The organism is Anoxybacillus sp. FSL W8-0104, from assembly GCF_038004465.1.
Taxonomy (GTDB): domain Bacteria; phylum Bacillota; class Bacilli; order Bacillales; family Anoxybacillaceae; genus Anoxybacillus; species Anoxybacillus flavithermus_G.
Genome location: NZ_JBBOQU010000001.1, coordinates 2453577 through 2475324, shown reverse-complemented (window position 1 = coordinate 2475324; position 21748 = coordinate 2453577). Strand labels below are relative to the sequence as shown.

General features: G+C 44.9%; 23 protein-coding genes. 21 read left to right on the top strand and 2 right to left on the bottom strand.

Annotated elements, in window-relative coordinates; genetic code table 11:
* Positions 1–118 precede the first annotated feature (118 nt).
* A complete protein-coding gene (locus NST18_RS13220; RefSeq protein WP_340721523.1) occupies positions 119–1555 on the top strand; it encodes a S41 family peptidase in 1437 nt (478 codons plus the stop codon).
* A gap of 40 nt (positions 1556–1595) precedes the next feature.
* Here the strand turns inward: NST18_RS13220 and NST18_RS13215 are convergent, their stop codons facing one another.
* A complete protein-coding gene (locus NST18_RS13215; protein WP_035019275.1) occupies positions 1596–2021 on the bottom strand; it encodes a MerR family transcriptional regulator in 426 nt (141 codons plus the stop codon).
* Between the two features lie 178 nt (positions 2022–2199).
* Here NST18_RS13215 and NST18_RS13210 point away from each other — a divergent pair, with 178 nt between their 5' ends.
* The 17 genes from NST18_RS13210 to hisH all read left to right on the top strand — a co-directional run bounded on the left by NST18_RS13210 (position 2200) and on the right by hisH (position 17913).
* Positions 2200–3366 (top strand): PDZ domain-containing protein, encoded by a 1167-nt coding sequence (locus NST18_RS13210; RefSeq protein ID WP_035018927.1) that lies wholly within the window; start codon positions 2200–2202, stop codon positions 3364–3366.
* 1 nt (position 3367) lies between these two features.
* Positions 3368–3592 (top strand): CsbA family protein, encoded by a 225-nt coding sequence (locus tag NST18_RS13205; RefSeq protein ID WP_004892581.1) that lies wholly within the window; start codon positions 3368–3370, stop codon positions 3590–3592.
* A 107-nt stretch (positions 3593–3699) separates the two neighbouring features.
* Positions 3700–5673, top strand: coding sequence for an excinuclease ABC subunit UvrB (gene uvrB, locus NST18_RS13200; RefSeq protein WP_004892577.1), 1974 nt, complete (start codon positions 3700–3702; stop codon positions 5671–5673).
* Positions 5674–5676: 3 nt separating this feature from the next.
* Positions 5677–8529, top strand: coding sequence for an excinuclease ABC subunit UvrA (gene uvrA / locus NST18_RS13195; RefSeq protein WP_004892574.1), 2853 nt, complete (start codon positions 5677–5679; stop codon positions 8527–8529).
* 77 nt (positions 8530–8606) lie between these two features.
* Positions 8607–8936 (top strand): DUF4870 domain-containing protein, encoded by a 330-nt coding sequence (locus tag NST18_RS13190; protein WP_035018923.1) that lies wholly within the window; start codon positions 8607–8609, stop codon positions 8934–8936.
* Positions 8933–9130 (top strand): PspC domain-containing protein, encoded by a 198-nt coding sequence (locus tag NST18_RS13185; protein ID WP_004892568.1) that lies wholly within the window; start codon positions 8933–8935, stop codon positions 9128–9130. The genes NST18_RS13190 and NST18_RS13185 overlap by 4 nt, the downstream gene beginning before the upstream one ends.
* Positions 9127–9471: a phage holin family protein gene (locus NST18_RS13180; protein ID WP_004892564.1), complete on the top strand. Its 345-nt coding sequence runs from the start codon at positions 9127–9129 to the stop codon at positions 9469–9471. Before NST18_RS13185 ends, NST18_RS13180 begins: the two co-directional genes overlap by 4 nt.
* A 74-nt stretch (positions 9472–9545) precedes the next feature.
* Positions 9546–10481, top strand: coding sequence for an HPr(Ser) kinase/phosphatase (gene hprK / locus NST18_RS13175; RefSeq protein ID WP_004892561.1), 936 nt, complete (start codon positions 9546–9548; stop codon positions 10479–10481).
* 14 nt (positions 10482–10495) lie between these two features.
* A complete protein-coding gene (gene lgt, locus NST18_RS13170; protein ID WP_004892559.1) occupies positions 10496–11305 on the top strand; it encodes a prolipoprotein diacylglyceryl transferase in 810 nt (269 codons plus the stop codon).
* Between the two features lie 19 nt (positions 11306–11324).
* Complete coding sequence (locus tag NST18_RS13165) at positions 11325–12260, top strand: nucleoside recognition domain-containing protein (protein ID WP_192948545.1); 936 nt, start codon at positions 11325–11327, stop codon at positions 12258–12260.
* Positions 12250–12897 carry a pyrophosphatase PpaX gene (gene ppaX / locus NST18_RS13160; RefSeq protein WP_004892553.1) on the top strand — a complete coding sequence of 216 codons (648 nt, stop codon included), beginning with the start codon at positions 12250–12252 and terminating at the stop codon, positions 12895–12897. The genes NST18_RS13165 and ppaX overlap by 11 nt, the downstream gene beginning before the upstream one ends.
* Positions 12894–13382 (top strand): acyltransferase, encoded by a 489-nt coding sequence (locus tag NST18_RS13155; RefSeq protein WP_004892552.1) that lies wholly within the window; start codon positions 12894–12896, stop codon positions 13380–13382. The genes ppaX and NST18_RS13155 overlap by 4 nt, the downstream gene beginning before the upstream one ends.
* Before the next feature lie 158 nt (positions 13383–13540).
* Positions 13541–14719, top strand: coding sequence for an ATP phosphoribosyltransferase regulatory subunit (locus tag NST18_RS13150; protein ID WP_064220985.1), 1179 nt, complete (start codon positions 13541–13543; stop codon positions 14717–14719).
* Positions 14719–15360: an ATP phosphoribosyltransferase gene (gene hisG, locus NST18_RS13145; protein WP_004892546.1), complete on the top strand. Its 642-nt coding sequence runs from the start codon at positions 14719–14721 to the stop codon at positions 15358–15360. Before NST18_RS13150 ends, hisG begins: the two co-directional genes overlap by 1 nt.
* Complete coding sequence (hisD, locus tag NST18_RS13140; RefSeq protein ID WP_004892543.1) at positions 15350–16627, top strand: histidinol dehydrogenase; 1278 nt, start codon at positions 15350–15352, stop codon at positions 16625–16627. The genes hisG and hisD overlap by 11 nt, the downstream gene beginning before the upstream one ends.
* Positions 16624–17211, top strand: coding sequence for an imidazoleglycerol-phosphate dehydratase HisB (gene hisB / locus NST18_RS13135; protein ID WP_035018920.1), 588 nt, complete (start codon positions 16624–16626; stop codon positions 17209–17211). The genes hisD and hisB overlap by 4 nt, the downstream gene beginning before the upstream one ends.
* Positions 17212–17913 (top strand): imidazole glycerol phosphate synthase subunit HisH, encoded by a 702-nt coding sequence (gene hisH, locus NST18_RS13130; protein ID WP_340720894.1) that lies wholly within the window; start codon positions 17212–17214, stop codon positions 17911–17913.
* A gap of 64 nt (positions 17914–17977) precedes the next feature.
* On the opposite strand, the gene NST18_RS13125 is transcribed toward hisH, so the two are convergent.
* On the bottom strand, positions 17978–19207 hold the full coding sequence (locus tag NST18_RS13125) for an IS110 family transposase (protein ID WP_064214420.1): 1230 nt from the start codon (positions 19205–19207) through the stop codon (positions 17978–17980).
* A gap of 433 nt (positions 19208–19640) precedes the next feature.
* Here NST18_RS13125 and hisA point away from each other — a divergent pair, with 433 nt between their 5' ends.
* The 3 genes from hisA to hisIE are packed head-to-tail and all read left to right on the top strand — an operon-like array spanning position 19641 to position 21735.
* Positions 19641–20369 (top strand): 1-(5-phosphoribosyl)-5-[(5-phosphoribosylamino)methylideneamino]imidazole-4-carboxamide isomerase, encoded by a 729-nt coding sequence (gene hisA / locus NST18_RS13120; RefSeq protein ID WP_004892535.1) that lies wholly within the window; start codon positions 19641–19643, stop codon positions 20367–20369.
* Positions 20366–21124, top strand: coding sequence for an imidazole glycerol phosphate synthase subunit HisF (hisF, locus tag NST18_RS13115; RefSeq protein WP_004892533.1), 759 nt, complete (start codon positions 20366–20368; stop codon positions 21122–21124). Before hisA ends, hisF begins: the two co-directional genes overlap by 4 nt.
* Positions 21121–21735 (top strand): bifunctional phosphoribosyl-AMP cyclohydrolase/phosphoribosyl-ATP diphosphatase HisIE, encoded by a 615-nt coding sequence (gene hisIE, locus NST18_RS13110; RefSeq protein WP_004892530.1) that lies wholly within the window; start codon positions 21121–21123, stop codon positions 21733–21735. Before hisF ends, hisIE begins: the two co-directional genes overlap by 4 nt.
* Positions 21736–21748: the final 13 nt, after the last annotated feature.

Sequence of the window (21748 nt, the reverse complement as noted above, 5' to 3'; positions counted from 1 at the left end):
GTAAAATAAATACATCTTCATCAGTTATGAACAGTACAAGCTATTCATATAATGAAAACAAACAGGCATCGCACACGGTGTGATGCCTTTCATGTATCGAAGGGTGAGGAGGCAAAACATGAATAAAAAAACAATCGCAGCACTCATGGCTTTATCGATGTTGTTCGGATCTGGGGTGACGTATGTCGGGATGCAGTCGCTTTCTTCCGATACGTCAACGATGACGATCAACATCCCAACAACAACGGAGAAGCCATCGAACGAAGAACTACAAAAAATTGAACAAGCATACAGCATGATTAAACAAAAATACGTTCAAAACGTAGATGAAAAGCAGCTCATTGACGGTGCGATTCAAGGAATGATTGCGACGTTAAAAGATCCATACTCCGTTTATATGGATAAAGAAACAGCGGAGCGGTTTAACGAGTCGCTTGATTCTTCTTTCGAAGGAATTGGAGCGGAAGTGAGCATGGTCGACGGCAAAGTGACGATCGTTGCCCCATTTAAAGGGTCGCCTGCAGAAAAAGCTGGGCTTCGTCCAAACGATCAAATTATTAAAGTGAACGGCGAAAGTTTAGAAGGACTTGACTTATATGAAGCGGTACTAAAAATTCGCGGAAAAAAAGGAACGATCGCTCGTTTAGAAGTCATTCGTCCGGGAGTTAGCGGCGTTTTAACGATTGAAGTCGTTCGTGACGAAATTCCGATTGAAACCGTATATGCATCAATGAAAGAAGTAAATGGCAAACAAATTGGCTACATTGAAATTACATCATTTGCAGAAAAAACAGCTGAAGATTTCAAAAAGAAGTTAGCTGATTTCGAGAAAAAAGGAATCGCGGGACTAATCATCGACGTGCGCGGCAATCCGGGAGGGTATTTACAAAGCGTGGAAGATATTTTAAAAGATCTTGTTCCGAAAGATAAACCGTACATGCAAATTGAAGAACGTGATGGTGATAAACAACGTTTCTTCTCCAATATAACGAAGAAAAAAGATTATCCAATTGTTGTGCTTATTGATAACGGAAGCGCCTCGGCATCAGAAATTTTAGCCGCAGCGTTAAAAGAAGCGGGTGGCTATCCGCTTGTCGGTGAAAAAACGTTCGGAAAAGGGACGGTACAACAAGCGTTGCCGATGGATGACGGTAGCCATATTAAATTAACGTTATATAAATGGCTAACACCGAACGGAAATTGGATTCATCAAAAAGGCATTGAACCAGATGTGAAAGTAAAACAGCCTGACTTTTTCTATGCTCATCCGCTTCAAATCGATAAGCCGTTGGCATATGACATGAACAACGAACAAGTGAAAAGCGCACAACAAATGTTAAAAGGTCTCGGTTTTGACCCGGGTCGCGAAGATGGCTACTTCAGCAAACAAACGGAGCAAGCCGTTCAATCGTTCCAAAAAGCAAACGGCTTACAAGTGACAGGAAAAATTGATAAACAAACAGCGAATATGTTGCAAACAAAAGTGATGGAAGCCGTTCGCGACGAACGATACGACGAGCAATTAAAACGGGCATTGCAACTCATTGCGAAATAAAACATATCCCCCTGCCCATGTTGAAGGCAGGGGGAAACTATTATAAAAAGAGGCTAATAATGCCACGTCGTGTTTGTTTTGGTTGCTCATGAACAAGTTTCGTTTGTTGTTGATGTTCGAGGTCAACAATTCGTTGCTCGAGCCGTTGGATGTATTGGAGCATGTCTTCTATTTCTCGCCGATGTTGCAATAGTTGAAACGAGACAACGTCATCTGCTTTTTGGTCAATTTTTCGTTCGAGTTCATTGAGACGTTGTTCTACCTCTTCCCAATCGACATGTTCCTTCTCTTCTTCCTCTATGCCGAGAAACTTATATTTTTCTAGTTGTTCGACCGCTTCGTTCGTAAACACATAATGTCCTGTCTCGTTTTTTTTGCATGGAATGTTATACTTTTTTACCCACCGTTGCACCGTTTTTGTCGATACCCCAAGTCGTTTCGCGACCGCGCTCGTCTTTAGTTCCATTGTCCCACGCTCCTTCCGAATGATATGTTGAAAAAAGTTAGACATTTTTTATGAAACTCCTTGCATGTTGACAAAACTAGTGCTTATTCGGCAAAGAAAGTGAATTTTCGTCAACAATAAATGCTTGAAATTTGTTACAATACAAAATAGACCACCCGAAAAAATGGAGTTGATGGAAATGGAAGCATGGGGATTTGTGTGGTTAAAAGCGCTCGGAACGTTTTGGTTACAACCGTTGTTATATTATGCAATCATATTTGCATGGTTTATTGGCTGGCGTCGTGTGCAACGCGAAAGACGGGATTTTCATACGCGCGTCTATCGTTCTTCTCGTGAGCTGCGTGCACTCATTCGCTCACGCAGTTGGCTTGCCATTGTTTTTTCAATTGTAACCGTTGGCGTTGGACTTGTCATTCCGAATGATACGCTCGTTTTTTGGACGATTGTGACGATCGTATGCAGTTTTTTTATGCAGCTTCGGCTGTTATCGCCTGCATATGTAGGTAGTATCGTTATATTTACCGTTAGTTTTTTTGCGCAAATGGAGTGGGCACAGCCATTTTTTGCGCGCTTTTTCCCGCATATGACGGAAACAAATGTGACTGCCATCGCGCTTTTAATCGGATTGCTTTTGTTTGTCGAAATGTGGCTCGTTTACCGTGAAGGAGCAGAGCTTAGCTCGCCGCGGCTTGTAACGAGCAAGCGGGGACTTGTCATCGGTGAACAAATGATGCAACGTCTTTGGCTCGTACCTTTTATTATTCCTGTGCCAGGAGAGGGAGTGACGCCGTTTGGAGCGTGGTGGCCGATCATTTCAGGCGGTGAGACGTATTCGCTCGTTCTCGTGCCGTTTTTACTTGGGTTTTCCCAACGCGTGCAAACAGGAATGCCTATTTATTTAGTGAAATGGACAGCGAAGCGTATCGGCTGGCTAGCATCGGTTGTTAGCTTATTGGCTATCGGCAGCTACTGGTTGAAGCCGCTTGCGATCGTTAGTGCTGTTGTGGCTATTTTATGGAGAGAGTGGATTGCTTTATCAGCAAAGTTGTATGAACAAAAGCGCCCTCCGTATTTTACAAAACGAACGAATGGGCTTGTTATTTTAGGCGTGTTGCCGGATACGCCAGCACATAAAATGGCGCTTTCGGTCGGAGAAGTAATTGTGAAGGTAAACGGTATACCGGTCGTGACGGAAGATGAATTTTACGCAGCATTGCAACATAATCGTGCATTTTGTAAGCTAGAAGTATTAAACGAGAGCGGGGAAGTTCGCTTTGCGCAATCGGCTTTATTTGAAGGGGAACATCACGAACTCGGGCTGTTATTCGTAAGAGATGAGGGATAGTATGTGGTTTTTGTTAGCGTTAATTGTACCGGCGTTGCTAGTTATTTTATTTACGCGGGTGACGTATAACCATTATGTCGGTACACTGCTTACTGTCGCGTTGCTCGTAGCATCGTATGTGAAAGGATATACCGATCAATTGTATGAAATTGTTGCTGATATAGCGTCGCTCATCGTCGGATTTTTATATGCGAAACGAATGGTAGAAAAGCAAAAACAGTCGTAAACCTGTCCAAATGGGCAGGTTTTTTCATAGAATATTTGTTCGTATTTTTCGCTTTTCGGTTTCGTCATATGGTACAATGAAAATAGAAATGAAGTGGAGGGACGATTGTGGACACATTTCAATTAGTATCCGCTTATAAGCCGCAGGGCGATCAGCCGAAAGCGATCGCGAAGCTTGTCGAAGGGATTCAACAAGGAAAAAAACATCAAACGTTGCTTGGAGCAACAGGAACAGGAAAAACGTTTACGATTTCAAACGTCATTCAACAAGTGAATAAACCGACGTTAGTCATTGCGCATAATAAAACGTTAGCAGGGCAATTGTATAGCGAGTTTAAACAATTTTTTCCGCATAACGCGGTCGAATATTTTGTCAGCTATTACGATTATTATCAGCCGGAAGCGTACGTTCCGCAAACAGATACGTATATTGAAAAAGATGCAAGCATTAATGACGAAATTGATAAATTGCGCCATTCCGCAACGTCTGCGCTATTTGAACGACGCGACGTCATTATTATTGCAAGCGTTTCGTGTATTTATGGTTTAGGTTCTCCAGAAGAATATCGCGAACTTGTCGTTTCGCTTCGCGTCGGCATGGAAATCGAGCGCGATCATTTGTTGCGCCGACTTGTCGACATTCAATATGAACGAAACGATATTGATTTTCGTCGCGGAACGTTTCGGGTGCGCGGAGATGTCGTCGAAATTTTCCCTGCCTCACGCGATGAGCATTGTATTCGCATTGAGTTTTTTGGTGATGAAATTGAGCGCATTCGCGAAGTGGATGCACTCACAGGACATGTGATGGCAGAGCGAGAACATGTGGCGATTTTCCCAGCATCCCACTTCGTCACACGTGAAGAAAAAATGAAGCTGGCCATTGAAAATATTGAAAAGGAATTAGAAGAGCGGCTTCGCGAGCTGCGTGAACAAGGAAAATTGCTTGAAGCGCAGCGATTAGAACAACGGACGCGCTACGATATTGAAATGATGAAGGAAATGGGATTTTGTTCGGGCATCGAAAACTATTCGCGTCATTTGACGTTGCGTCCACCAGGCTCAACGCCTTATACGTTGTTAGATTATTTTCCTGACGACTTTTTAATTGTGATTGACGAATCGCATGTGACATTGCCGCAAATTCGCGGCATGTATAACGGTGATAAAGCGCGAAAAGAAGTGCTTGTTGAACACGGCTTCCGTTTGCCATCGGCGCTCGATAACCGGCCATTGACGTTTGAAGAATTTGAACAAAAAGTGAATCAAGTGATTTACGTATCTGCGACACCAGGTCCGTATGAGCTTGAACATTGTCCAGAAGTCGTTGAACAAATTATTCGTCCGACAGGATTGTTAGACCCGACGATTGATGTGCGACCGATCGCAGGGCAAATTGACGATTTAGTCGATGAAATTCAAAAGCGCATCGCTCGCAAAGAACGCACGCTTGTGACGACGTTGACGAAAAAAATGGCGGAAGATTTAACCGATTATTTAAAAGATATCGGCATTCAAGTGGCGTATTTGCATTCGGAAATTAAGACGCTAGAACGAATTGAAATTATTCGCGATTTACGATTAGGCAAATATGATGTGCTCGTCGGCATTAACTTATTGCGAGAAGGGCTTGATATCCCAGAAGTGTCGCTTGTAGCGATTTTAGATGCCGATAAAGAAGGGTTTTTACGTTCTGAGCGCTCACTCATCCAAACGATTGGACGAGCGGCGCGCAACGCGAATGGGCATGTCATTATGTATGCCGATACGATCACGAAATCAATGGAAATTGCGATCAATGAAACGAAGCGGCGACGTGCGATTCAAGAAGCGTATAACCGTGAGCATGGCATCGTGCCAAAAACGATTCAAAAAGACATTCCAGATGTCATTCGTGCGACATTTGCCGCGGAAGAAAAAGAAGCGTATGAAACGAAAGATGTCCGTCATTTATCAAAAGAAGAGCGCCTTGCGCTTATTGCCAAACTCGAACAAGAAATGAAAGAAGCAGCCAAAGCTCTTCATTTTGAACGTGCTGCCGAACTGCGCGATCTCATTTTAGAATTGAAAGCGGAGGTGTAACGAATGGATCATATCGTCGTCAAAGGTGCACGAGCGCACAATTTAAAAAATATTGATGTCGTCATTCCGCGCAACAAGCTCGTTGTGCTTACCGGCTTATCGGGCTCGGGAAAATCATCGCTTGCATTTGACACCATTTACGCGGAAGGGCAGCGGCGATATGTCGAATCGTTGTCGGCATACGCCCGGCAATTTTTAGGGCAAATGGATAAGCCTGATGTCGATTCGATTGAAGGGCTGTCACCCGCCATTTCAATCGATCAAAAAACGACAAGCCGCAACCCACGATCAACAGTTGGAACAGTCACAGAAATTTACGATTACTTGCGCTTATTGTTTGCACGCATCGGTCGCCCTGTTTGTCCAACGCACGGCATCGAAATTACGTCGCAAACAATTGAACAAATGGTTGACCGCCTGATGCAATATCCAGAGCGGACGAAAATGCAAATTTTAGCTCCGATCGTTTCGGGAAGGAAAGGGACGCACGTCAAAACGTTAGAAGAAATAAAAAAGCAAGGATATGTACGCGTGCGCATCGACGGGGAATTGCGCGATGTATCTGAAGACATCGTACTTGAAAAAAATAAAAAGCATTCGATCGAAGTGGTCATCGACCGCATCATCATGAAAGAAGGTATTCAGTCGCGCCTGGCTGATTCGCTTGAAGCGGCGTTGAAGCTTGCGGACGGTAAAGTGCTCGTCGATGTCATCGGACAAGAAGAGTTGTTATTTAGTGAACATCACGCTTGTCCACACTGCGGTTTTTCAATCGGTGAACTAGAGCCGCGTTTATTTTCGTTTAACAGCCCGTACGGTGCGTGTCCATCGTGCGACGGGTTAGGGGCAAAGTTGGAAGTCGATCTCGATTTAGTCATTCCAAATAAAGAACTGACGCTTCGTGAACACGCGCTCGCGCCATGGGAACCACAAAGCTCGCAATATTATCCGCAGCTGTTAGAAACGGTATGTCGTCATTACGGCATTGATATGGACGTGCCTGTGAAACAGTTGCCAAAACAACAGCTCGATCTTTTATTGTATGGATCGAACGGTGAGAAAATATATTTTCGCTATGAAAACGACTTCGGCCATGTGCGCGAAACGTATGTGGAGTTTGAAGGTGTCGTGCGCAACGTCGAACGCCGTTATCGCGAAACGACATCGGATTATGTGCGTGAACAAATGGAAAAATATATGACCGAACAACCGTGTCCGGCGTGCGATGGCAACCGTTTGAAAAAAGAAAGTTTAGCGGTTTTCGTTGGCGGCAAACATATCGGGGAAGTGACGGCGATGTCGGTCAATGAAGCGCTGACGTTTTTTGAAACGCTTCAATTGACGGAAAAAGAACAAAAAATCGCTCATTTAATTTTGCGTGAAATTGTTGAGCGTCTCGGCTTTTTAAAAAATGTTGGGCTCGATTATTTAACGTTAAACCGCGCGGCAGGGACATTGTCAGGTGGAGAAGCGCAACGTATTCGATTAGCGACGCAAATCGGATCGCGGTTAACCGGTGTATTATACGTATTAGACGAACCGTCAATCGGACTTCATCAGCGTGATAACGATCGGTTAATTGCGACATTGCAAAACATGCGTGATTTAGGAAATACGCTCATTGTCGTCGAGCACGATGAAGATACGATGCTTGCGGCAGATTATTTAATTGACATCGGACCGGGAGCAGGGGCGCACGGAGGAGAAGTTGTCGCTGCAGGTACACCTGAACAAGTGATGAATGATCCACATTCATTAACCGGTCAATATTTATCAGGGAAAAAGTTTATTCCGCTCCCGATTGAACGAAGAACGCCAGACGGTCGTTGGCTTGAAGTCGTTGGAGCTAGGGAAAACAATTTAAAAAACGTCGATGTTCGCATTCCTCTCGGGCTGTTTGTTGCGGTGACGGGGGTATCCGGTTCGGGAAAAAGTACGCTCATTAATGAAATTTTGCATAAAGCGTTAGCGCAAAAGTTACATCATGCAAAAGTAAAACCGGGAGAGCATACAGACATTCGCGGCATTCACTATTTAGATAAAGTCATTGACATCGACCAGTCGCCAATCGGCCGAACACCGCGCTCCAATCCGGCGACGTATACGGGCGTTTTTGATGATATTCGTGATCTATTCGCAACGACAAATGAAGCGAAAATGCGTGGATATCAAAAAGGACGGTTTAGTTTTAATGTGAAAGGCGGTCGCTGTGAAGCGTGTCGTGGCGATGGGATTATAAAGATCGAAATGCACTTTTTGCCGGACGTATACGTGCCATGTGAAGTATGTCACGGTAAACGATATAATCGCGAAACGTTGGAAGTGAAATATAAAGATAAAAATATCGCTGAAGTGCTCGATATGACAGTAGAAGAAGCGCTGACGTTTTTTGAAAATATCCCGAAAATTAAACGAAAGTTACAAACACTTTACGACGTCGGACTCGGCTATATGCAACTCGGACAGCCAGCTACAACGCTTTCTGGTGGCGAGGCGCAGCGGGTGAAGTTGGCATCTGAATTGCATCGTCGTTCGACAGGAAGAACGTTATACATTTTAGATGAGCCGACAACAGGTTTGCATGTGGATGATATTGCCCGTTTATTACATGTTCTGCAACGGCTTGTAGAACAAGGAGATACGGTGCTTGTCATCGAGCATAACTTAGACGTCATTAAAACGGCAGACTATATTATTGATCTTGGACCAGAAGGCGGCGATGGGGGTGGACAAATCGTTGCGGTAGGTACGCCAGAAGAAGTGGCGCAAGTTGAGCGATCGTATACCGGGAAGTATTTGCAGCCAATTTTGGCACGCGATCGCGAACGCATGCGCCAACGTATACCGAGCGTATAATGCGCTCGGCTTTTTTATACGAAACTTTCCTTTCCAACAATCGTATGTATAAGTAAAGAAAAAGGGAGATGATGCGAATGGAAGGAAATAAGTTGCTTGCGGCGTTATGTTATTTCAGTGTATTTTTTGCCCCGTTTTTATTTCCGATTATCGTTTATTTTGTCACGAAACATGAACGAGTGAAAGAACATGCGAAAAAATCGTTTTTATCTCATCTCATCCCTATTGCAATTGTGGTTGCTACGGGTGGACTGTTTATGATTTTCGCTATCACAGGAGTAGACGGATGGATCGGTCTTCCGTTTATCGGCATTGTGATCGGTGGCATTGTACATGTTGTCGTTATTGTTTGGAATATTATTAAAGGAGTTCAAGTGTTACAACAATCGGGAGGGATGTACGAATGAAAAAGCTTGTAAGGCTTCGTCATGATCGCATGATTGCAGGTGTGTTAAGCGGATTAGCCGCTCACATGAATATGGACGCTACGGTTGTACGTTTATTGTTTGTCGCGCTATTATTAATTACCGGCATTATGCCGTTTGCGCTTTTATACGCGCTTGCGGTATTTATTATTCCGAGTGAGGAGGACGTCATATGAGATGGCTAGCACATATAGTGATTAACGCTGTTTTATTATTAGCATTAGCTGGATATTTTGACTCCATTTATTTATCAAGCGTTTGGGCAGCGCTCGTTGCAAGTATTCTTTTGTCTTTTTTCAATACGTTCGTTCGCCCGTTACTTATTTTACTGACGCTTCCTGTGACCGTATTGACGTTTGGGCTGTTTTTATTCGTCATTAACGCAATCACACTGGCAATGACGGCATGGGTCATGGGAAGCTCGTTTCAAATCGGTGGCTTTAGCAACGCGTTATTTGCATCGCTTGCGATCTCACTCTTTCACTTAATCATTGAGTCAGTACGAAAAGAAAAGTAAAACGCTCCGCTTCGTGCGTGAGCGTTTTTATTTTGACAGGAAAGTGTTACAATGAGAAAAAAGGAGGGGTTCATGTGCCAAAAGTACGGACAAAAGATTTAATTGATGAGTTTCAATTTGAACTTGTAAGCGGGGCAGAGGGGATTCATCGCCCGATTACAACGAGTGATTTATCCCGTCCGGGCATTGAAATGGCCGGTTATTTTGCATATTATCCTGCTGAGCGCATACAGTTGCTTGGTGTGACTGAACTATCTTTTTTCGAACGATTAACGCCTGTAGAAAAACGGTTGCGTATGGAAAAGTTATGTACAGATATTACACCAGCCATTATCGTTTCACGTGGACTAGATGTACCAAAGGAGCTTATCGAAGCATCGGAAAAAAGAAAAGTGCCTGTCATGCGTTCAACGATGAAAACGACGCGATTGGCTAGCCGCCTGACAAACTATTTAGAAAGTAAACTCGCACCGACGACAGCTGTGCACGGTGTGCTTGTTGATGTGTACGGTGTTGGTGTACTTATTACAGGAAAAAGTGGTGTTGGAAAAAGCGAGACGGCGCTTGAGCTTGTGAAGCGCGGACATCGTCTCGTGGCAGATGATTGTGTCGAAATTCGCCAAGAGGATGAAAATTTGCTTATTGGTAGCGCACCGGAGCTCATTGAACATTTGCTTGAAATTCGTGGGCTCGGCATTATTAACGTCATGACGTTATTTGGGGCAGGGGCGGTGCGTCCACATAAGCGTATTTCGCTTGTCATTGATTTAGAGTTATGGGATCTGAATAAACAATACGATCGTCTCGGGCTTGAAGAAGAAAAGGTAAAAATTATTGATACGGAAGTGACGAAATTGACGGTTCCAGTTCGTCCAGGGCGAAATTTAGCGGTCATTATCGAAGTGGCAGCGATGAATTTCCGCTTAAAGCGCATGGGTGTCAATGCAGCGGAAGAATTTTCTGAGCGGTTGGCGGATGCGATTGGCGATGCGGAGCACGATTATGAATGAGAGGATGAGTGTTGATGTTGTTGCATATTGAACCGCTTGATCGCGTCTTTTTCCAACTCGGACCAATTACAATTTATTGGTACGGTGTCATTATTGCGACAGGCGTCTTGCTTGGTCTTTGGCTCGCGACACGAGAAGGCGAGCGGTTAGGGATACGAAAAGAAACATTTGTTGATCTTGTGTTAATTGCTGTGCCGATTGCGATTGTATGTGCACGGGCGTATTACGTTATTTTTCAATGGGACTATTATTCGCAACATATAAGCGAAATTCCACAAATTTGGCATGGTGGTTTGGCGATTCATGGCGGTTTAATTGGTGCGATCGCAACAGGTGTTGTGTTCGCTAAAAAACGAGGGCTGTCGTTTTGGAAACTAGCCGATATTGCAGCGCCAAGTATCATTTTAGGGCAGGCGATTGGACGTTGGGGGAATTTTATGAATCAAGAAGCGCACGGGGGACCTGTATCACGAGCATTTTTAGAAAGTTTGCATTTGCCGGATTGGATTATTAATCAAATGTACATACAAGGGCAATATTACCATCCGACGTTTTTATACGAATCGTTATGGAATATGCTTGGGTTTCTCGTTTTGCTTGCGCTCCGAAGACGAAATTTACGAAGAGGGGAATTATTTCTCACGTACATCATTTGGTATTCGATCGGGCGCTTTTTTATTGAGGGATTGCGGACAGACAGTTTAATGTTAACAGAAACGATTCGTATGGCTCAGTTCATTTCGCTTTTGCTTATTGTGTTTGCGGTCATGATGATCGTTGTGCGTCGCATGCGCGGTTTAGCGAATGAGCGGTACAACGATTAAATGAAAGGGGAAGGGCAGCGTGCTTCAAAGGGGTTTGTTTGTTGGGTTAAAAACGACATGGACGCTCGGAAAAGTTATTTTTCCGATTACGGTTATTGTGACGCTTTTACAATATTCTCCCGTTTTGCCATGGGTGACAAATGTGTTAACGCCGATGATGCGATGGATCGGTTTACCGGGAGATGCTGCGGTCGTTTTAGTGCTCGGCAACTTTCTAAATTTATATGCCGGTATTGGTGCGATGTTGACGATGGACTTGACGGTGAAAGAAGTGTTTATTTTAGCGGTCATGTTGTCGTTTTCACACAATATGCTTGTTGAATCTGCGGTTGCTGCACAAGTAGGTGTTCGCGTTTGGTGGACGGTTGCGGTTCGTGTCGGGCTAGCGTTTAGTGCTGCTTGGCTTATTCATGTGTTATGGGATGGCGGAGAACAAATGGCGAAGTACGGCTTTATGCCGCAATCTTCGACAACGCCGCATACGTGGGGAGAAATCGTTTGGACAGGGATCGAAAAGGCGATATATGGTATTGGGCAGTTAGCGCTCATTATTATTCCGCTTATGATCGCTATTCAAGTGTTAAAAGAATTAAAGTGGCTTGATACGTTTTCGAAGTGGTTATCGCCATTTGCTCGCTTGCTTGGCATTCGTGAAAACGCCTCGCTTACGATGGCAGCAGGCTTATTGTTCGGTCTTGCTTACGGGGCTGGTGTTATGATTCAAGCGGTGAAAGAAGACGGGGTGTCTAAAAAAGATTTAACGTTGACGTTTTTATTTTTAGTGGCGTGCCATGCGGTAGTAGAAGATACGTTATTGTTCGTGCCGCTTGGAATTCCTGTATGGCCGCTTTTAGTCATTCGGCTAACAACGGCAATTTTGCTTACAGCTACGTTAAGTTTTATTTGGAATCGAATGGAACAACGAAAAAGAAAGGAAGCGACGTATGAATATTAACACGATTTTATTCGACTTAGACGGAACGCTCATTAATACGAACGATTTAATTATTGAATCATTTTTACATACGCTCAATCATTATTATCCAAATCAATATACGCGCGAGGATGTGCTCGCCTTTATTGGCCCGCCGCTACGGGATACGTTTGAAGCCATCGATCCAAATCGGGTCGACGAGATGATTGAAACGTATCGGGCGTTTAACCATGCGCATCATGATGCATTAGTGAAAGAATATGAAACGGTGTATGACACTGTACAAACGCTACATGAAAAAGGTTTTAAACTCGGCATTGTGACAACGAAAATTCGCCATACTGTCAATATGGGATTGAAGTTAACAAAGTTAGATTCGTTTTTCCAATGCATTATTACGCTCGATGACGTTGAACATGCAAAACCGCACCCTGAGCCGATTGAAAAGGCGCTCGCTTGTTTACAGGCAAAACCGGAAGAAACGTTAATGGTCGGCGATAACCATCATGACATTTTAGCAGGGAAACACGCGGGAACAAAAACAGCAGGAGTTGCTTGGACGATTAAAGGGCGCGAACATTTAGCGAAATACGAACCTGATTTTATGCTTGAAAAAATGAGCGATTTGTTAAGCATTTTAGGGGTGACGCCGCATTGAGAAAAACCGAACGCCATGTTGTTGAAGGAACGAACTCCTTATGGCAAGTATATCGAACCGTTTCGTTTTGGAAAGTATTGAAAAATGTCATCGTCATTTTGATCGGGCGCTATACTCCATTTTTCCCGCTGAAAAATTGGCTATATCGTACGTTTTTACGTATGGACATTGGTGAGCATACAGCGCTCGCGTTTATGGTAATGCCAGATATTTTGTTTCCGGAAAAAATTCACATCGGTAACAACACGATTATTGGCTACAATACGACGATTTTAGCGCATGAATATTTAGTAAATGAGTATCGGCTTGGAGATGTCATTATCGGCAATGAAGTAATGATCGGAGCAAATACAACGATTTTGCCGGGGGTGACGATCGGGGATCGTGCTGTTGTTTCCGCAGGCACGCTCGTGCATCGTGATGTACCAGCTGGTGCATTTGTCGGCGGCAATCCGATGCAAATCATTCGTCTTAGCGAACGCTAAGGCGTTTTTTTTTTTTTGAATAAACAAAGGAATCAAGTCAAAAAAAATCGAATGAGTTTGTAGTTGACGAAATGAAAAATGGGGAGTAAACTACAAATAACAAACTTTACTTTGCTAATATATTAGCGAACTAAAGCAAAAAGAAGGACGGGACAAAAATGAGAGTATTTATGTTTGAAAAGCCGCTCGGCATGCGAGATACGTTGCCAGATGTATATAAAACAAAACGTGCATTGCGGGAAGCAATGATGGCAGAAATCGAAACGTGGGGATATTCGTTTATTGAAACACCGACGTTAGAATATGACGAAACGGTTGGTGCCGCATCGGCGATTTTAGATCAGCAGCTATTTAAGTTGCTTGATCGGGAAGGACATACGCTCGTGTTGCGCCCAGATATGACCGCGCCCATTGCGCGTTTAGCGGCATCAAAATTATATAAAGAAGGGTGTCCGCTTCGTTTAGCGTATGCAGCAAATGTGTTTCGTGCTCAGCAGCGTGAAGGCGGGAGGCCGGCAGAGTTTGAGCAAGTTGGAGTGGAATATATTGGCGACGGTACGATGTATGCTGATGCAGAAGTGATCAGTTTAATGATTTTTGCTTTAAAGCGAGCAGGATTGCGCGACTTTACGGTGACAATCGGGCATATTGGTTATGTGGATGCGTTGTTTTTTGATATTTTGCGCCACGAACAACGGGTAGAAACGTTGCGTCGCTTTTTATATGAAAAAAATTATGTCGGTTATCGCGAACACGTCAAATCGTTGCCGCTTTCTTCGATTGACCGCGACCGTCTTTTACGTCTTTTAACGTTGCGCGGCGGCGAGGAAGCCGTGGCAGAAGCAAAAGCATTCGCGATGACAGAAGAAGAACATCGCGCCCTCGATGAGCTAAAGCAGTTATGCGAGCATGTGAAACAATATGGCGTTGCCGATATGGTGAAACTCGATATGAGCTTAGTGAGCCATATGAGCTATTACACGGGTGTGCTTTTTGAGGTGTATGCAGAAAACGTCGGGTTTTTACTCGGCAACGGCGGTCGATACGATGAATTGCTCGCTAAATTTCATCGTCCATCGCCTGCGACGGGATTTAGCGTCCGTTTAGATCGTTTAATGGAGGCGGTTGGTGAGCAACAACGTAGAGAAAAGACGACGTGCATTATTTTTAGCCAAGAACGATTTGCGGAGGCGTATGTAAAAGCGGAGGAAATGAGACGAAAAGGGGAAAAAGTCGTATTGCAACAAGTGGCAGGTATTCAGGATATGGATCAATTTACTGCATCATTTGACGATGTAGTGTACGTATTAGGGAAACGCGGAAAGGATGAACGATGATGCTGACGGTTGCGATGCCAAAAGGACGTATTTTTTCAGAAGCGCTTGCTTTGTTAAAACAAGCGGGTTATGAAATTCCTGATGACTTGGAACATTCTCGAAAACTAATGATTGACGTACCGAGTGAACAGTTGCGTTTTATTTTAGCAAAGCCGATGGATGTTGTCACATATGTCGAACATGGCGTTGCGGATGTCGGCATTGCAGGAAAAGATGTGCTCCTTGAAGAAGAGCGCGATGTGTATGAAATGTTAGATTTGCACATTAGCCCGTGTTATTTGGCGGTGGCGGGACTTCCGAATACGCGTGTTCATCCGATCGCACCGAGGGTGGCGACAAAATATCCAAATATCGCCTCGACGTATTTTCGCGAGCAAGGGGAACAAGTGGAAATTATTAAACTAAATGGGTCTGTTGAATTAGCACCGCTTATCGGCTTAGCGGAACGAATTGTCGACATTGTTTCGACAGGGCGAACGTTAAAAGAAAATGGGCTTGTTGAGCTCGAACGAATTGTTGATGTGACATCGCGCTTTATTGTAAATCCGGTTAGTTATCGCATGCAAGATCGAGCGATTGAACAAATGGTTGATCGTTTAACATACGCGATCGAGAAAGCGGGGGAAAATGATGAAAATTGAACGTGTACAAGGAACCGTATCGCTTCGGCGGACGATCGAAAGTGGAACGGAAGAGCAAAGACAAGCAGTCAAACGGATTATTGATGATGTGCGAAACAACGGAGATGGCGCATTAAAAAAATATACGGAAATGTTTGATGGCATTTCACTTGATGCGTTTGCCGTCACCCAAGAAGAAATTGAAGAAGCATATTGGCTAGTTGATGAGAACATGGTTCATATCATTCGCGAAGCGGCGCAAAACATTCGAGAATATCACGAACGTCAACGTGAGACATCATGGTTTATGACGCGTGACGATGGAACGATTCTCGGGCAAAAAGTAACACCGCTTGATGCAGTCGGTTTATATGTGCCGGGCGGAACAGCCGCTTATCCGTCATCGGTGCTGATGAATGTCATTCCTGCACAAGTGGCTGGAGTGAAACGCATCGTCATCGTTTCTCCGCCAAATGAGCGAGGTACGTTGCCAGCGGCTGTCCTTGTTGCAGCATGTGAGCTTGGCGTGCAAGAAATATATAAAGTGGGCGGGGCTCAGGCGATCGCTGCATTAGCATATGGGACGGAGACGATCGAGCCGGTCGATAAAATTTTTGGACCTGGAAACATTTACGTCGCACTTGCCAAAAGGGAAGTGTTCGGTCAAGTGGACATTGATATGATAGCGGGGCCGAGTGAAATTGTCGTTCTAGCCGATGAAACAGCAAAGCCGAATGAAATTGCTGCCGATTTATTATCGCAAGCAGAACATGATGAACGAGCGGTTAGTATATTAGTGACACCGTCTTTACAACTTGCTTTAAAAGTAGAGGAAGAGGTGGAAAAACAGCTTGCTACCCTTCCAAGAAAAGAAATTGCCCAAAAAGCGATCAATGAATATGGCGCCATTTATGTAACGGATACGATGAAACAAGCCATTGATGTCGTGAACGAATTAGCGCCAGAACATTTAGAAATTATGACAGCGGAACCGTTTGAAATGTTAAGCGCCATTCGACATGCCGGTGCGGTTTTTCTAGGATCTTACAGTTCTGAACCAGTGGGGGATTATTTTGCAGGAACGAATCATGTGTTGCCGACAAATGGGACCGCCCGTTTTTCGTCTGGGCTAACAGTTGAAGCATTTATGAAAAAATCAAGCATCATTTTTTATAGCGAGCAAGCTTGGCAACAACATGCGGCAAAAATTGCGGCGTTTGCACGACTAGAAGGGCTTGAAGCACATGCACGAGCAGTAGAGGAACGGTTGAAAAGGGGAGGAAAATAATGCGAACAGCGACCATTCAACGAGCGACAAGTGAAACACAAATTGAGCTTACGTTTGCGGTGGACGGAGAAGGAAAAGCGGAGTTGGAAACGGGTGTGCCGTTTTTAACACATATGCTTGATTTATTCACCAAGCATGGGCATTTTAATTTGTTCGTCCAAGCCAAAGGGGATACACATATTGACGACCATCATACGACAGAAGATATCGGCATTTGTTTAGGACAAGCAATTCGCCAGGCGCTTGGTGATAAAAAAGGAATTAGACGATACGGAAATGCATTCGTTCCGATGGATGATGCGCTTGCGCAAGTCGTCATCGATGTGAGCAATCGCCCGCATCTTGAGTTTCGTGGGGAGTTTCCGAGCCAAAAAGTAGGAACGTTTGATGTCGAGCTCGTACATGAATTTTTATGGAAATTAGCATTAGAAGCGCGAATGAATGTGCATGTCATCGTTCATTATGGGCGCAATACACATCATATGATTGAGGCGGTGTTTAAAGCACTTGCGCGTGCACTTGATGAGGCAACAATGATCGATCCACGCGTCAAATCTGTACCGTCAACGAAGGGAATGTTGTAAATGATCGGCATTATTGATTATGGCATGGGCAATTTATATAGCGTCAGCAAAGCGTTAGAACGGTTAAACGTGCCATATATTGTTGAAAGCGATCAAAACAAGTTGAGTCAAGCAGATGGTTTCATTTTGCCTGGTGTTGGCTCATTTAAAGATGCGATGCACATGTTAACGGAAACGAAGCTGGACTCGTTTATCCACGAACAAGTTGCAGCAGGAAAGCCGCTTCTTGGCATTTGTTTAGGCATGCAGTTGTTGTTTGAAGAAAGCGAAGAAAACGGTTTGACGGTTGGGCTAAAGTTGCTCCCAGGTCGTGTGGTTCGCTTTACGGGCATGACAAAAGAAGGAAAACGATATAAAGTGCCGCATATGGGATGGAACGGGCTTGCTTTCCATCAGTCCTCTCCGCTTTTTGATGGCGTTGAACGAGGGCATGTATATTTTGTTCATTCGTATTATGTACAAACAGATGATCGAACCGTTGTGCTAGCAAGTGCGCAATATGATGTAGAAGTTCCTGCGATCGTTGGACGCGGGAAGATATTCGGGACACAGTTTCATCCGGAGAAGAGTGGGGCACTCGGCATGCGTCTATTGCAAAATTATGCAAGGCTTGTAGAAAGTCCTGCGGTAATATGTCAAGGTGAAAAATCATCGAAATTGGAAATTCGATTGTCCGATGACCCGAAAAAAGGCAATACTTAAGAAGCCCAGTCTTGTCTTATGTCATTAACTGGGTTTTAATGCAAAATCAGTTAGATCGATACCCCTATCGATCTTCCCCCTTTCTTGGCGTGTAGATTTGACCGTTGCGTAGCAGCGCATCGATCACACGCACGAGTTTTCGAGCGGTGAGGACGAGGGCTCGTTTGTGTTGGTGCTTTGGTACTTCCTCATACTTCTTCCGGTAATAGGTGCGAAACGACGCATCATGCCGTTGTACCGAGTTGGCAGCCTCCACTAGGTAGTAACGGAGATAGCGATTGCCGGAACGAATGAGGGAAGTCTCCTCGGCTTGGAACCGACCGGACTGGTGCTTAGACCAAGTCAAACCTGCATACTTTGCTAAGGCGGCTTGGTTGTCAAAGCGCTCGATTTGTCCAATTTCGGCTAAGATGCCAGCGGCGTAGACCGGACCAATGCCGGGAATCGTTTGTAACGTATTTGGGATGCCTTCCAAATGGCGAGTAATCGCTTTATCTAGCTCTTTAATTTGCGCTTGAAGGCTACGGATGGATTGAATCGATAGCCCTAAAAGCAAGTCGATGGAATCCTCGACACATTTGGAAAGCCGATACGACGAACGAGCCGCCTTTTGAATGGACTTGGCGATGCATTCCGGATCGGCAAAGCGATTGCGTCCTTTTTGGCGCAAGAAGTCAGCGAGCTGTTGCACGTCCATCTGACTGATTTCGTCTAAGCTAAACGACTCGAGAAGAAGCTCTAAGATGGCATGTCCGAACACGGAGCTGTCCACCTCTTGGGTAAAGGAACTGCACTTGTAAAACAAGTGTTGGAGGAAGTACTGCTTTTCCCGAGTCAGCTGATGGACGAGATGATAGCGCATGCGCGTGAGCCGTTGAAGGGCGATAAACTGTTCTTGCATGACAGCTGTCACTTTCAAACGGCCAAAGCGAAGCCGATCGGCGATGATCCACGCATCGATGCCGTCCGTTTTATCCAAGTCAGTGTACGCTTCTTTAAATTTGCGAATGAGCTTTGGATTGATGGTAAACACCTTGACATTCCAAGACTTCAGCTCCTCCTGTTGGTGGAAAAACATCGCTGGATGCCAGCTGTAGACCGAAGTGGCTTCCATCCCGATGAGAATTTCGGATGGTTGGAGCTTGTTGGCCCACAGGAGGATTTGATCGCGAAGGAAGGTCGCGCCAAGGAGATGATTGTCCACCTTGAATTGGGCGCACGTGTTTCCTTCTTGATCCATGATACACGTGTATAAGTCCGTTGAGCTCACGTCAATCCCGACGTAGAGTTTCATGAGATCACCTCCAATCGTAGTAGGATCGTGGGGTTGGGACTCTTCGGGATGCCCCCGGACCGCGCCTGTTGACCAGTCACCCTCGCGTATGAGAACTCACGTTGGGCCATGGGCTGCCTGGAAGCTGCTCCTTCCAGCATGGGAAACCAACGGGAACAGCCTGCGGGTTAGAAGTCCGAACAGGAGCCGGGGAGACAGACTTTCTAAGTAGTCAAAGCTACAGGAGAGAGAAGAGTGTCCCCGATGATCCTAAGACCATTATCCAAGAACATCGCGAAAAGTCCAACCCCGATGTAGTGCCATCCACGGGGGAGGGGCGCGCCCCTCCCCCGTGGGCAAATCACTTACACATATGCGATTGTCAAGGAGCATATCCAACTGGAAATTCGATTTAAAAATCTTTCTAAACATACTATACGAGGGAGAGAAACTAATGTTTACGATTTATCCAGCCATCGACATGCGCGACGGAAAATGTGTTCGTCTCGCGCAAGGAGACTATAACAAAGAAACGGTATATGGACATTCGCCAGTCGAAATGGCGCGCTCGTTTGTTTCACAAGGGGCGACATGGATTCATATGGTCGATTTAGACGGGGCGAAAGAAGGAAGACGGGTGAATGATGCATTCGTCGTCGAAGTGGCACAAACGCTTGCGGTGAACGTTCAAATTGGCGGTGGTATTCGTACAGAAGAAGACGTGGCATATTACCTCGAACAAGGTGTATCGCGTGTCATTTTAGGAAGTGCTGCGATTTCGAATCCTTCGTTTGTGAAAGCGATGCTTCGCGCGTATGGTGAACGCATTGTCATCGGTATTGATGCAAAAAACGGATTTGTTGCGACAGAAGGATGGACACATACGTCGACGATCGAAGCGGTTGAACTCGGGAGACAGCTTGCGGACGCTGGAGCAGAAACGTTTATTTTTACCGATATTGCGACAGACGGGATGTTATCCGGTCCAAATATTGAGGCGGTTGTTCGCCTAGCTCAGGCGACGAACAAACGTGTTATTGCTTCTGGCGGCATTCGCTCGCTCGATGATTTACACGCCTTAAAGCAATTCGAAAATGAAGGAGTGGCTGGAGCGATTGTTGGTAAAGCGTTATATACAGGGCAGTTTACTGTTGCTGAAGCGTTAAAGGCGGTGGAACAATGATTACAAAACGCATTATTCCTTGTTTAGACGTGAAAGATGGTCGTGTTGTCAAGGGGGTGCAATTTGTTTCGTTGCGCGATGCGGGTGATCCGGTTGAGCTCGCGCGTGTGTATGATGAACAAGGAGCTGACGAGCTTGTTTTTTTAGATATTTCAGCATCACATGAAGGACGAAAAACAATGGTACACGTCGTTCAGCGTGTCGCTGCACAGCTAGCCATTCCGTTTACGGTCGGGGGCGGAATTAGCACATTAGAAGATATGAAAACGATTTTGCGTGCGGGAGCGGACAAAGTGTCGGTTAATACGGCTGCGTTATTACGCCCAGAGTTGATTACAGAAGGAGCGAATTTTTTTGGTTCGCAATGTATCGTCGTGGCGATTGATGCTAAATATGATGAAACGATGCAATCGTGGCGCGTGTATACGCATGGCGGTCGCCGTCCAACGAATTGGGAAGTTGTTGCATGGGCGAAAGAGGCTGTCAAACGTGGAGCAGGAGAAATTTTATTAACGAGTATGGATCGTGACGGTGGAAAAGACGGTTTTGATTTGGCGTTGACGAAACGAGTAAGTGAAGCTGTTTCTGTTCCTGTTATTGCATCAGGAGGGGCTGGGTGCGCCCAACATTTTGTTGATGTGTTTCAAACCGCTCAAGCAGATGCCGCATTAGCCGCCTCGATTTTTCATTATAAAGAAACGTCCGTCCAGCAAGTGAAACAGTACGTGCGTGAACAGGGGGTAAACGTCCGATGAATATTCAATTTAATGAACAAGGACTTGTGCCGGCGATCGTCCAAGATGCACACAGTAAAGAAGTGTTGACGTTAGCGTATATGAACGAGCAATCGTTGCAAAAGACGTTAGAAACGAAAGAAACATGGTTTTATAGCCGCTCGCGGCAACAGTTATGGCATAAAGGAGAAACGTCTGGAAACGTACAAAAAGTTGTTGATGTTCGTTATGACTGTGATGCGGATGCCCTTCTTATACTCGTTGAGCCGAAAGGACCGGCATGCCACACAGGGGAATACTCTTGTTTTCATCATCGGTTAAACGATGAAAAGCCAGTTGCTACGCCGAATCGTTTCGCGATTTTAAATGTGTTAGAGTCGCTTATTGCGGAACGTGAGGCAAAACGTCCTGAAGGGTCGTATACAACATATTTATTTGAAAAGGGAATTGATAAGATCGCAAAAAAAGTTGGGGAGGAAGCGGCAGAAGTCATTATTGCAGCTAAAAACCGCTCAAAAGAAGAACTACGATGGGAAGCGGCAGATTTATTATATCATTTACTCGTTTTGTTGCGTGAACAGCGTGTGTCGCTCGATGATGTGCTTTCCGTATTAGCGGAGCGTCATCGGTAATGCTTTTTTACCT